10 protein-coding genes and 1 tRNA gene are annotated in these 12,435 nt (G+C 44.6%); 2 read left to right on the forward strand and 9 right to left on the reverse strand.

The window, feature by feature from the left end; genetic code table 11:
• Positions 1–212: 212 nt before the first annotated feature.
• From BTW00_RS11610 to BTW00_RS11625, 4 genes are read right to left on the reverse strand one after another with little or no spacing between them, the layout of a single operon-like run.
• On the reverse strand, positions 213–533 hold the full coding sequence (locus BTW00_RS11610) for a hypothetical protein (protein ID WP_075107540.1): 321 nt from the start codon (positions 531–533) through the stop codon (positions 213–215).
• A 10-nt stretch (positions 534–543) separates the two neighbouring features.
• Positions 544–834, reverse strand: coding sequence for a hypothetical protein (locus tag BTW00_RS11615; RefSeq protein WP_075107541.1), 291 nt, complete (start codon positions 832–834; stop codon positions 544–546).
• A complete protein-coding gene (locus BTW00_RS11620; protein WP_075107542.1) occupies positions 821–2,026 on the reverse strand; it encodes an Arm DNA-binding domain-containing protein in 1,206 nt (401 codons plus the stop codon). Before BTW00_RS11620 ends, BTW00_RS11615 begins: the two co-directional genes overlap by 14 nt.
• An 11-nt stretch (positions 2,027–2,037) precedes the next feature.
• Entirely contained in the window at positions 2,038–2,253 is a 216-nt protein-coding gene (locus BTW00_RS11625; RefSeq protein WP_075107543.1) for a hypothetical protein, read from the reverse strand.
• 117 nt (positions 2,254–2,370) lie between these two features.
• Here BTW00_RS11625 and BTW00_RS11630 point away from each other — a divergent pair, with 117 nt between their 5' ends.
• Positions 2,371–2,598: a helix-turn-helix transcriptional regulator gene (locus tag BTW00_RS11630; RefSeq protein ID WP_075107579.1), complete on the forward strand. Its 228-nt coding sequence runs from the start codon at positions 2,371–2,373 to the stop codon at positions 2,596–2,598.
• Between the two features lie 230 nt (positions 2,599–2,828).
• On the opposite strand, the gene BTW00_RS11635 is transcribed toward BTW00_RS11630, so the two are convergent.
• Positions 2,829–2,905 (reverse strand) — tRNA-Val (locus BTW00_RS11635).
• A gap of 312 nt (positions 2,906–3,217) precedes the next feature.
• Here BTW00_RS11635 and BTW00_RS11640 point away from each other — a divergent pair.
• Positions 3,218–4,195, forward strand: coding sequence for a glutathione S-transferase family protein (locus BTW00_RS11640; RefSeq protein ID WP_075107544.1), 978 nt, complete (start codon positions 3,218–3,220; stop codon positions 4,193–4,195).
• A 123-nt stretch (positions 4,196–4,318) separates the two neighbouring features.
• Here BTW00_RS11640 and hemB read toward each other — a convergent pair whose 3' ends face one another.
• The 4 genes from hemB to BTW00_RS11660 all read right to left on the reverse strand — a co-directional run bounded on the left by hemB (position 4,319) and on the right by BTW00_RS11660 (position 12,049).
• Positions 4,319–5,326, reverse strand: coding sequence for a porphobilinogen synthase (gene hemB / locus BTW00_RS11645; protein WP_075107545.1), 1,008 nt, complete (start codon positions 5,324–5,326; stop codon positions 4,319–4,321).
• A gap of 251 nt (positions 5,327–5,577) precedes the next feature.
• Positions 5,578–7,386, reverse strand: coding sequence for an efflux transporter outer membrane subunit (locus BTW00_RS11650; RefSeq protein ID WP_083603643.1), 1,809 nt, complete (start codon positions 7,384–7,386; stop codon positions 5,578–5,580).
• Positions 7,386–10,613, reverse strand: a complete 3,228-nt coding sequence (locus BTW00_RS11655) for an efflux RND transporter permease subunit (RefSeq protein ID WP_075107546.1) — start codon at positions 10,611–10,613, stop codon at positions 7,386–7,388. Before BTW00_RS11655 ends, BTW00_RS11650 begins: the two co-directional genes overlap by 1 nt.
• A gap of 35 nt (positions 10,614–10,648) precedes the next feature.
• Complete coding sequence (locus tag BTW00_RS11660) at positions 10,649–12,049, reverse strand: efflux RND transporter periplasmic adaptor subunit (RefSeq protein WP_075107547.1); 1,401 nt, start codon at positions 12,047–12,049, stop codon at positions 10,649–10,651.
• Positions 12,050–12,435: the final 386 nt, after the last annotated feature.

A 12,435-nucleotide genomic window follows, 5' to 3' on the forward strand; every position in this document is an offset into this window, starting at 1 on the left:
CTGCTTTAAATCGCTTTATGATTATGTTTGATGACCGTATCAGCAAGCATTTAATCTAAACGGCAGTTACACAGAATCTGGGATGGGCTCGAACTTTGTTGACAAAACAATATTTAAAAGGACTTTGACGACAACAGATGTCGTTAAAGTTTTAAAAGGCAATAAAAAACCAGACAACCTAAGTTGTCTGGCAATAAATTATTTTCAAAAACCTATCTATCTACAATAAGCTGTCCACCAGAAAAGCTAATACACCCATCACAAAACCAAGAATTTAACCTCCTTGCATAAGGTACATCTGCTGGGACATCTAGTTGATAGGGACGACCACAGTACTCACAGTGTACGTCATCTAAATAAACCTGACATTTTGCAAGCGTAGCGAACAATTCATCAAACTCTATGTTGTGGTCGTAAAAAAGCAGTTCCAAATGCGCTATATAATTGCTGGGCGACACATAGGACCAATATTCATGGCACAAACGCTTTGCTGCATCCTCTAGAGCTGAATCAAAGACGAAGTTCAAACTCATAACATTCTCCTTAGTATCCATAGCCAGTTTGAGGTAGTAGCTCGTAAAGCTCACTCTGTAGCTGACTACACATATCATCAACGACATAGTCAGGATTGACATCTAAGCGCGTCTGAACCCATATGCGCAGCGCCATATGATTATCAAAGCAGCTATCAATACTCAGGAACCTAGCCAAACCAGTACCCGACTGAATACAGAGCTCACAGATAAGGTAGTTAGCAATATTATCTGCACCATTACTGATATAGCCACTAGGTTTAAACGTCGCATGCAGCTTATCGTAATCAATCATTTTCATTGTGAGGCCCCTTATCGGTAGATACTTGAGCAATCTGACTGCGATTGACCAATGCTTCAAATGCACTACCATCCTGCCGAGTCATATTCGGTACGTAACGGCTATACGTGTTGAATAGCATCTTAGTTGTCGCATGTCCCATTTGACTCGCTATCCATTCAGGGCTTTCACCAGCTGCTAACCAAAGTGTGGCCGCAGTATGACGCGTCTGATAAGCATTGCGCTTCTTAAGGCCTAAAATCTTAAGAGTAGGGTGCCAAACACGTTTATTCACGTTGTTGTAATCAAGTGGCTCACCCGTATGCGCGCAAAACACATAGTCAGATCGCTTATAAGTGATGGCCTGCTGTTCCTTCAGAGCATCGTAGACCCAAGGTGACATTTGAATCGCACGGTAAGACTCTTGAGTCTTAGGGGGAACAATTTTGCCTTTGACATAAGCTTGTTTGATTACAATCTCACGTCGGTCAAAGTCAATGTTCTCCCACGTTAGCCCGTCAATCTCACTGGTATGCATACCTGTAAAAAAACGTACTAGATAATAATTGCGATAGTCTGCTCTCACCCCATTAATAAACGTCCAAACCTCACTTAGTGTGAATGGTTGGATATCTGTTTTAGGTTGCTTGAGCGCATTGATATCGTAGTAAGGATTATCAAATTTATAGCGTTTAGCTGCTTCTTTTAGTATCATACCTAAAGGTACCATTATCGAATTGATGCGTGCCGCTGACAGATGTTTGTTAGCTTTTCCGTACGTTACTTTGGCGAGCGATGAACGGAAGGCTAATACATCTGTCTTTTTTATGAGATGAATGGGTTTAGTCCCAAACTTAGCAATCAAGTACATATCAATAATCTCCTTTATTTTGCGCTTATAGGTATCGCGCCATTCAATTTCTTTTTCAGAGAACCATAATTCTGCAAATTGTTCAAAAGAGGGCGTATCGGTATTAATACATTCCTTGCGATCGTTTAACGCTACCATCTGTGCCGCTTTATCACTTTTTGGAAAGTACTTAGCGTAGTTGAACAGTCCTAAGATGATTTCTGCTTCCATCTTCTCGATCACTTTTTCAAGCTTCTTACGATTCGTTGGTGTGTCTGTTAGGTTTGTCGTCTCCCGACAGCGTATACCCATGTAATAAAAATCTACAACCAGCTTGCCGTATCTACTTCTGATACTAGCCATTCTATTTCTCCTTATTGAAGTGCCATGGCATTGACGCTACCGGCAATGCCAGTGCGCATATCTTTTTCAATCTCTTCCCAAATGTACAGAATCTTACGACCACCAAATGGACGTATGTAATGAATACCCTCGATAAGCACACTATCCTTGAGTTCATTGCGGATAGTACGAGGGTTATATTTGATAAGCTCAGAAAGCTCTTGGGTAGTCAGGTAGGTATGTGACATAATATGTTCCTTGTATAAAGTTTAACCATAATGGTACTTTTAAACACCATAGTTGTAATTTACCATAAATTTATAACTATGCAAGTACTTTTTATAATTATAATTGGAGTTTATAGGATGATAGTTAACCATCTTCCAACTTTGTTAGCTGAAAGAAGGCTAAAGGTAGCGGATGCCGTACGAGCAACAGGGGTAAGCAAGACGACATTACATAAAATATATAACGATCAATCATCTAGAATTGATTTCGACACTATAGATAAGCTTTGTGAGTATTTAGAAGTAGAGGTAGGGGATATTTTTGAATATGTAAAAGAGGATAAAGAGAAAAATACTCAGAAATAGGTTTTAGCTTAGAATTTGAAGTAGAGGTCAAAAAGAGGGTTTTAATTTTAATGGTTTTCAAGGGTCGGTCACGTTTTGGTCACGTTTTGGTCACCGTCAATTTTTTAGATGATTTAAATCTAATTGTATAATCATGACTATGAGTCGATGTAGGCAAGTATTTTTCGCTACAGCCCTTATATTACAAGCATAAAAAAAGCCCCAATCTTAAGATTGGGGCTTTTCGAATCTGGTAGGCGTAATCGGATTCGAACCAACGACCTCTACCATGTCAAGGTAGCGCTCTAACCAACTGAGCTATACGCCTATTTAGGCCATGCATTTTAGCAAGTTTTTCAGACTTTGCAAGCCTTTTTTATAATTATCTTATTTTATTATCATAATATTTGACGTCACGCGTTATTATCAAATACTACAGTATGTTTTTTATGTATATTTTCTAAATATTTATTTTAACCAGTTTAGTTTTTATTGTTAATAATAGGGTGAAACCTAATGGATCAGCGCCTATAACTGGTATTATATCTCTCTAACAAATGCGATGGTCATAGTACGATGACGCAAAGTCATTTGTATTAAACAAGCATTTAATGAAAACTAGAATTAGTCGGAGGATAACATGGGCTTATTGGTCGATGGTAAGTGGCAAGATAAATGGTACGACACGGAAGAAAATGGTGGTCGATTTGAGCGTGAAGATGCCGGGTTTAGGAACTGGGTAACGGTAGATGGCAGTGCAGGTCCTACAGGTGTTGGCGGATTTAAAGCTGAACCTGATCGCTATCACCTATACGTGTCGCTAGCCTGTCCTTGGGCACACCGCACTTTGGTTTATCGTAAGCTCAAAGGTTTGGAGCAGATCATTCCGATATCTGTGGTTCATCCCTTTATGGGAGAGCACGGCTGGACGTTTGCAGAGGGCGAGGGCGTAATCCCTGATCCGCTTATCCATGCAGATTATGCTTATGAGCTTTATATTAAAGCAAAACCCAACTATACGGGACGGGTTACTGTTCCGATTTTATGGGACAAAAAGACCAATACGATTGTGAGTAATGAATCATCAGAGATCATTCGTATGTTTAATTCAGCTTTTGATGAGGTTGGCGCACTAGCAGGAGATTTTTCGCCAGCATCGTTATTGCCAGAAATCGATGATATTAATGCGTTTGTCTATACGACGATTAATAATGGGGTGTACAAGGCTGGATTTTCGACCACACAAGAGGCTTACGAAGAGGCGGTGATTGAGCTGTTTGCTGCATTAGATACACTGGAAGCGCGCCTAGCAGATAAGCGTTACCTCACAGGGAGCACTATCACCGAAGCGGATTGGCGACTGTTTACCACCTTAGTTCGTTTTGATGCGGTCTATGTTGGGCATTTTAAATGCAACCTACGCCGCATTATCGATTATCCAAACCTGTGGGGCTATCTGCGTGATCTATACCAAGTTCCAGGTATCGCTGAGACAGTGAATATGGAGCACATCAAGCAGCACTATTACACCAGCCACGCCAATATCAACCCCACTCGTATCATCCCTATTGGCCCTGCTATTGATTTTACGACAGCACATCATCGTGATCAGCTATAGACATGTTTGCTTTATACATGTGAGCAAAAACGGCTAAGCATAAATAGAATTTCAATAAAAAACACCCCAGCGACTATGAAGCAGCTGGGGTGTTTTACAATGTAAAAGGCATTTTAATTGATATTAACCATTGTTTAGCTGACGGGCTGCCTCTAACGCAAAGTAAGTCAAAATACCATCAGCACCAGCACGGCGGAAACCAATCAGAGATTCTAAAATCACAGCATCACTGAGCCAACCGTTTTGGATAGCAGCCATGTGCATGGCATACTCACCAGAGACTTGATAGGCAAAGGTCGGTACACCAAAGGTGTTTTTGACTTCACGAATGAGGTCTAAGTATGGCTGACCGGGTTTGATCATGACCATGTCAGCGCCTTCATTGATGTCCATCGCCACTTCATGCAAGGCTTCTGCACGATTGCCAAAGTCCATCTGATACTGTTTTTTGTGGCCGCCTTTTAAGTTACCAGCGCTACCAACAGCATCACGGAACGGACCGTAGTAAGCAGAGGCATATTTGGCTGAGTAGGCCATGATCGCGGTATTGAAAAAGCCTTCTGCTTCAAAGGCATCACGCATGGCTTTGATACGTCCATCCATCATGTCACTAGGAGAGATGATATCAGCACCAGCACGGGCATGCACAAGGGCTTGTTTGACCAATACTTCGGTGGTTGCATCATTGATGACATAACCACTGTCGTCGAGCAGACCGTCTTGACCGTGCGATGTATAAGGGTCTAGTGCGACATCAGTCATGACGACCATCTCTGGTACGGCATCTTTGACCGCTTTGACTGCGCGTGCGGTAAGACCATCCTCGTCGTAAGCGGCTTTGCCATCAGGGGTTTTTAATGCGTTGTCAATGACAGGGAAGATATCGATGGTAGTGACACCCTCTGCCAAAAGCTCTTTGGCATAATTAATAAGCAAATCGATTGATAAACGCTCAACGCCCGGCATGCTAGAGATCGTCTCGCGCTGATTGTCGCCTTCTAATACAAAGACAGGCGCGATAAAGTGCTTGGGATGCAGTTCGACTTCACGAATCATTGCTCGTACATTGTCGTTATAGCGTAGACGACGCAAGCGAGTGGCGGGGTATTGGCGGTTAAACGTATAGCTCATAATAATTCCTTACTATCATTTTAATAGTTATGGTGTTGCTCGAGTGAAAATTATTTTATAAGTCGTTTTTTATAGTGTCATGCTTTATGGCACTGGCTTATCAAAAAAACGACTTATAAAACGATTTTACTATAACTAAAAGGCTCAAAATAAAGCAAAAAGCCCTACCAAGTTAAGTCGGTAGGGCTGGTGATACTTATCGACTATCAACGTGAAGATACGGTTACGTCACGAGATTATGAGCCCATCATTTAAGGCTCAACAATCTGTGTCACAGGCACCTGTTCAACGCTCGCATCATTGAAGCGAGTCTCTTCAGTTACCACACCGACGGCTGCATCTTTTCTACCATCATCATTCACATCGACGATGGCGGTGGGTTCAAAAGTGGTGGTTTTTGTCGTTTGAGATTGCTTGATTGCTAAGGCCTCTTGTGGAGACACAACAGGTGCTGAGCCAGCTGCTTGAATAGCATTTGTTGCTTTGGCTTTTGCACTTTTGGCAGATCCAGTGACGATTTGGGCTAAGTTGGTGTGCTGCGGTACAGGAATCACTGCTGGCACATCAAGGTTGGCACCGCCACCGAGGGCTTGATACAGCTCAACTTGACTGGTGATTTTCTGTAGCTCTAAATCCAATATACCTTGCTGAGTAGAGAATAGAGAACGCTGAGCATCAAGTACGTCTAGATAGTTATCAAGACCGGCTTTGAAGCGGGCATCTGCAATTTGATAAGTCTGCTCAAAGTTATCTTGCAAGCGATACTGCGATTGTAGCTGCTCACCCAAAGTAGCACGCGTAGCCAGTACGTCTGACACTTCACGGAAGGCGGTCTGAATAGCGCTCTCATAACTTGCCAATGTTTGCTTGCGTTCGATTTGCGCGACATCATAATTGGCATCCAAGCGACCAGCATCAAAAATAGGCACGCTAATGTTAGGACCAAACGACCAACCAACCGCGCTGTTTTTGAACAAATCGCTCAGGCTGCTACTGCTCACACCAACACTACTGGCAAGACTGATCGAAGGATAATAAGCAGCACGAGCCACTTCGATATTGGCACCAGCCGCTTTTAGGTTATATTCTGCTTGTAGCACATCAGGACGGTAGCGTAACAGCTCGCTTGGTAATCCTGCGCTAAATATCTTTTGAGTAGTGATATTGCTGACCGCAGGCGTTGGGATCAGCTCATTCGGTATAGCGCCGCCCACCAAGTACTGCAAGGCATTGCGTGACTGCAGAATACTGCTTTGCGCGCGCAGTACCGCCAGCTTAGCATTCTCAAGTGAAGCGCTGGCTTGTAGTGATGGTAGCTTGGGATCAATACCTGCCTCAAAGCGCTTATTAGCGATAAACAGTGACTGCTCACGGCTCTGTACGGTAGCTTCTGCCAACTTTAACTGTGCCAGACTGTAACTGAGATTGGCATAGCTTTGAGCAATATTACTAATCAGGCTGATTTGGGTGGCATCTTTGGCAGCAGTGGTTGCCAAGAAGCTTTGTAACGCTTGATCTTTTAAACTAGCGATGCGACCCCAAAAGTCTAGCTCATAGCTGGCAAGACCAAGCTGTACGTTATAGCTACTGTTTGGGCTAGTGCTGACACGGTTTTGTGCCTGACGAGTATAGCCTGCGCTGCCGTTGATGGCTGGGGCGTCATTGATATCGGTAATTTGATACTGCGCGCGTGCCTTTTCAATTGCCAAACGCGCACTTTCAAAGTCTTTGTTCTTCTCAAGACCCAGCGCAATAAGTCCTTTTAAGCGCTCATCGCTATAGAAATTTTGCCAACGCTGGGCCGCAATACTTGGCTGCTCAGGAGTGCTGATTGTTTCTTGATCAAATGCCCCATAGGTTTGCTGCATCGGGATATTTGGCTCTGCCAAAACAGGATTCATATCCGCTTTTGGGATGGTGTTACAAGCGGCCATGCTCATTGCTAAGGCAGTTAAACCGAGCAAGCGACTGCCGTTTTTACGCAAGCGTGAGATAGCTGGCTGTGCAGCAGATACTGGTACTGCTGCTGAATTGGTGATAAACATATTTTGAGCACTCATTATCTGTTGTCTCCAAGGCTTGCAGGCTGATAGGTATCAGAAGACGTTGGGTTGTACGAGTCAGGCGTACCATTGCCATCATCTTTATCGTTTGGTTTATTGTTCTCATATTTATGCGGGAACGCACTACGGACCCAAATATAGAACATAGGAATAAAGAAGATGCCGAGGAAGGTAGCGGTTAAGACACCACCGACCACACTGGTACCAATAGCATTCTGACTGCCTGAGCCTGGACCGTTCGCTAAGAATAATGGCACAACACCCAGTCCAAAGGCAAGTGAGGTCATGATAATTGGACGCAGACGTTGACGTGCTGCGGTCATGACGGCCTCTGTCAGACTATAGCCTTCTTCTTGGTGTTCTTTGGCAAATTCAATAATCAAGATGGCGTTTTTGGCGGACAAACCAACGACGGTGAGTAGACCCACTTGCAAGTAGATGTCGTTAGCAAAACCGCGTAACCACGTAAATATCACCGCACCCAATACCCCAAGTGGAATAACCAATAGGACAGAGAAGGGGATAGACCAGCTCTCATATAGTGCCGCCAAGCACAAGAATACGACTAGGATCGAAAGCGCATAAAGCATCGGCGCCTGGGCACCTGATTTTTGCTCTTCCAATGACATACCCGTCCACTCGTAACTGATGCCTTCAGGTAATTTGTCTATCATGGCTTCCATTGAGCTCATGGCTTCACCAGTACTCAAACCTGGTGCTGCGCTACCTTGGATATTCATTGATGGTAAGCTGTTATAACGCGTCAGACGCGGTGAGCCTGACTGCCATTCACTGCTAGAGAATGCATCAAATGAAATCATATCATTCGTCTCGTTTCGTACATACCACTTACCAATGTCATCAGGGTTGGTACGGCTGCTGGCTTCACCTTGTACATAGACACGTTTGATACGGCCACGATCGATAAAGTCGTTGACGTAGCTTGAGCCCCATGCAGTCGAGATGACGCTATTGATGTTACTCAATGATAGACCATAAGCGGCTGCTTGCTCTTGGTTGATATTGACCTTGAGCTGCGGTGAGTCTTCTTGTCCGTTAGGACGCACACCAGACACTTGATCGTTCTGTGCCGCCATTCCTAAGAGCATGTTACGGGCTTCAAGTAATCCGTCGTGCCCGAGGTTACCACTGTCTTGTAGCATCAAATCAAAACCACTGGCATTACCAAGCTCAGTAATGGCTGGCGGTACAATGGCAAATACTTGAGCTTCATTTATCTGAGTAAAGAAATAACCCATCGCACGACCAGCAACGGCTTGCGCTGTGTTTTCATCACCAGAACGCTCCTCCCAATCTGATAAGCGCACAAACGCCAGACCCATGTTTTGACCTTGACCAGCAAAACTAAAGCCTGCAACGGTAAAGACAGAGGCAATGTTGTCAGTCTCTTGAGTATCATAATAGTTTCTAACTTTATCCAGTACGTCTTGCGTCTCATCTAGCGTAGAGCCCGCAGGAAGCTGAACCAAGGTGAACATAATACCTTGGTCTTCTTCTGGCAAAAACGAACCTGGAATACGCAAGAAGACAACGGCCATAATACCGATAATGGCTGCATAACCAATCATATATAGCCATTTGAAACGAATACTTTTGCCGACGAAGTTTTCATAAGAGCGGCTTAGCTTAAAGAAGCCACGGTTAAACCAACCAAAGAAACCTTTTTGTTGTTCAGTACTGCCTTTTTCGTGACTTTTGCCACGTTTTAGCAAAGTCACACATAGCGCAGGCGTAAAAATAAGTGCGACCATGGCTGATAGCACCATGCTCGTGATCAAGGTGATAGAGAACTGACGATAAATAACCCCTGTTGAGCCACCAAAGAACGCCATCGGTACAAATACGGCAGACAAAATCAGCGCAATACCAATAACGATCTTACTGATCTCGCCCATCGACTGAACGGTTGCATCTTTGACCGAAATATCAGGGTCTTCTTCTAATATTCGCTCTACGTTTTCGACAACAACGATCGCATCATCGACCAGCAGACCGATGGATAACACCATAGCAAACATGGTCAATACGTTGATACTAAAGCCCGCAACGTATAGCACAGCAAACGTACCTAATAGAACAACAGGTACGGCAAGCGTTGGAATGATGGTTGCACGCCAGTTCTGTAAGAAAATGAACATGACGATGAATACTAAGACAATAGCCTCAATAAGCGTATGCACGACTTGCTCGATAGAAAGCTTCACGAAAGGCGTTGTGTCATAGGGAACAACTGATGCTAGACCAGATGGGAAGTTTTGCTCCAGCTCTGCCATACGTGCACCAACAGCCTCACGAGTTTCAAGCGCGTTGGCACCACCAGCAAGTGAGATACCTAGACCAGCTGCTTCTTGTCCATTATATAAGGACACAACGCTATAGTTTTCACTACCGATTTCGACGTCTGCTACATCGCCGAGACGTACTTGCGCACCAGAGACATCAGTTTTCAGCAGAATGTTTTTAAACTCTTCAGGCGTTTGTAGATAGCTTTGAACCGTAACGGTTGCGTTGATGACCTGTTGATCTGTATCAGCAGGTGCCTGTCCTAACTGACCGGCAGATACCTGAGCATTTTGCGCTCGTATCGCATTGACGATATCAGATGGCACCATGTTATAACTGCGTAGGCGTGCAGGATCAAGCCAAACGCGCATGGCATAGGTAGAACCAAATACCTGAACTTCACCCACACCTTCAACACGACTGATCGAATCGAGGACATTTGAGTTGATATAATCGGCAATATCGGCCCGATCCATACTGCCGTCTTCAGAGATGAACGCCTGTACCATCAAAAAGCTACTGGATGATTTGTTGACGTTGACACCTTGACGCTGTACTGATTCAGGCAATGAGCTCATCGCAGCTTGCAGTTTGTTCTGTACTTGTACTTGTGCCGTATCAGAGTCCGTACCATTTTCAAAAGTCAGCGTGACTGATGCACCACCATTCGAAGAGCTCGATGATGACATGTACATCAGGCCATCTAGACCTTTCATACGTTGTTCAATGACCTGTACAACGGAGTTTTCAACGGTTTGCGCATTAGCACCAGGGTAGCTTGCACTGACCGAAATCGTCGGTGGCGCAATACGTGGATACTGTTCAATCGGTAGGTTAAGAACCGATAACACCCCGATGAGCATGACCAAAACAGCCAGCACCCAAGCAAAAATAGGGCGATTAATAAAAAAACGTGACATAGTATATCCCTAAGTCTTCTAGTCTTTGAATGGAATTAGTTAGCAGCGGCTTCTGTTGATTTTTCACTAGAAGTGGCATTGCTAGCTGGCTTTTTATCCATTGTTTTTGCCGCTTGCTGCGGCGTCTTAGCATTGGGTGCACTTTGTGCAGATGGCGCTGGATTTGCGCTCTCTAGTGGCTTGGCAACCACCTCTTGCTCAGGTTTAACCTTGGCACCGCCTATCACAACTACTTTGTCACCTGCTTTTAAGCCATCAGTAACAACCCACTGACCATCATAAGTACCGTTGATAGTGACTGGACGTACTTGAATCTTGTTGTTTTCATCAACGATATAAACTTGCGTCTCGCTCTTAGGCGTACGCGTGACAGCACTTTGAGGAACTAGTGCTGCGTTGGTAATGACGCTTTGAGTTAAGCGAGCTGTCACGTACATACCCGGTAGCAAAATATTGTTGCTGTTTGGGAAAATCGCACGCAAGGTAACCGCACCTGTTGATTCATCCACTTTTGCTTCAGACAAGGCAAGCTTGCCACGCACGGGATAGACTGAACCATCCTCTAGCACCAACTCAACTGAGTTCATGCCTGGCTGAGCTGAGCCGTCTGCTATTTGCTGACGTAGCTTGAGCAGCTCAGATGATGACTGACTGATATCAACGTAGATAGGATCTAAGCGCGAAATGGTAACCAAAGGATCCGCCTGACCGGCGCTAACCAGCGTACCAGCAGTTACGCTTGAGCGATCCGTACGACCGGTGAGAGGCGCACGCACGATAGTACGGTTCAGATCCAATGTGCTAGCATCAAGACCAGCTTGCGCGGTTTGAATGCCTGCTTTGGCACTTTCAATACCCGCTTGTGTCTGACCGACAGCAGCTGCGGCACTTTGCACCGCTGCCTGCGCGGTACGTACGGCAGTTTGAGCTTGCTCATACTGCTGTTGTGAAATAGCATTGATACTGACCAAGCCTTGCAAACGTTGTAAGTCATTTTGCGCCTGAGCCAATGACGCTTGGCGGCTGGCAAGCTCAGCTTTTGCATTGGCATTATTTGCCAATGCTGTCTGGTAGTTCGCCTGTGATTGCTGTACGGCTGCCTGACCACTGCTTACCGAAGAGGCATAGTTATCAGTATTAATGCGATAAAGTGGCTGACCTTTTTTGACATTGCTTCCCTCACGGAATAACACTTCGTCAATGACGCCATTTACTTGTGGGCGGACGTCGGCAGTTTGATAAGCTGCAGTACGTCCAGAAAAAGTCTGTACTTGGGGGATGGTGTCGAGAGTGACAGTCTGAACGTTGACCACCGCAGGCGGCATTTGCTGCTGTGCGGCTTGCTCACCAGCGGCGTCATCGTTTTTGTCACAGCCAACCAGTACAGCTCCAGATAGTACAGATGCTATTACAAGCGCAAGAGTAGAGTGCTTCATCAATGTCCTCGGCAATAGATATAAAATAACGACAGTATAAAAAGTTAAACAATAAATTTTGATGTACGAACTATCGAGGGTCTACTTATTCTGCACATTCATGCCAGTACGGCATACTCAACCTTTGAGTCAATGGATTTAATAAAAATCGCTAGTAAGGCAGCCAGTAGCGAGTTTGATTGAGACGCGATTTGGTAAATGTGATATTAGAAGTGTAGGCAGACCACAAAGTAGGTTAGTAAATTTAAAGAGTTATTATAAACTATTGGGGTAACCCCACAGTCAAGTGGTTCACGATAGGAAAGCTGACAAAAACTGACCGCACTGTGCTCGCTGAGTAAATAAAATCCCGCCATAGTAACCGCTACACCAACTAGCAGCTAATA

It is taken from the genome of Psychrobacter sp. C 20.9 (genome assembly GCF_001921765.1).
GTDB classification, from domain to species: domain Bacteria; phylum Pseudomonadota; class Gammaproteobacteria; order Pseudomonadales; family Moraxellaceae; genus Psychrobacter; species Psychrobacter piscatorii_B.

What these genes read in the sequence shown, in the direction of transcription:
- hemB (WP_075107545.1), bottom strand. Translation starts at nt 5,326, where the DNA reads ATGAGCTATACGTTTAACCGCCAATACCCCGCCACTCGCTTGCGTCGT.
- BTW00_RS11660 (WP_075107547.1), bottom strand. Translation starts at nt 12,049, where the DNA reads ATGAAGCACTCTACTCTTGCGCTTGTAATAGCATCTGTACTATCTGGA.
- BTW00_RS11650 (WP_083603643.1), bottom strand. Translation starts at nt 7,386, where the DNA reads ATGAGTGCTCAAAATATGTTTATCACCAATTCAGCAGCAGTACCAGTA.
- BTW00_RS11615 (WP_075107541.1), bottom strand. Translation starts at nt 834, where the DNA reads ATGAAAATGATTGATTACGATAAGCTGCATGCGACGTTTAAACCTAGT.
- BTW00_RS11610 (WP_075107540.1), bottom strand. Translation starts at nt 533, where the DNA reads ATGAGTTTGAACTTCGTCTTTGATTCAGCTCTAGAGGATGCAGCAAAG.
- BTW00_RS11655 (WP_075107546.1), bottom strand. Translation starts at nt 10,613, where the DNA reads ATGTCACGTTTTTTTATTAATCGCCCTATTTTTGCTTGGGTGCTGGCT.
- BTW00_RS11620 (WP_075107542.1), bottom strand. Translation starts at nt 2,026, where the DNA reads ATGGCTAGTATCAGAAGTAGATACGGCAAGCTGGTTGTAGATTTTTAT.
- BTW00_RS11630 (WP_075107579.1), top strand. Translation starts at nt 2,371, where the DNA reads ATGATAGTTAACCATCTTCCAACTTTGTTAGCTGAAAGAAGGCTAAAG.
- BTW00_RS11625 (WP_075107543.1), bottom strand. Translation starts at nt 2,253, where the DNA reads ATGTCACATACCTACCTGACTACCCAAGAGCTTTCTGAGCTTATCAAA.
- BTW00_RS11640 (WP_075107544.1), top strand. Translation starts at nt 3,218, where the DNA reads ATGGGCTTATTGGTCGATGGTAAGTGGCAAGATAAATGGTACGACACG.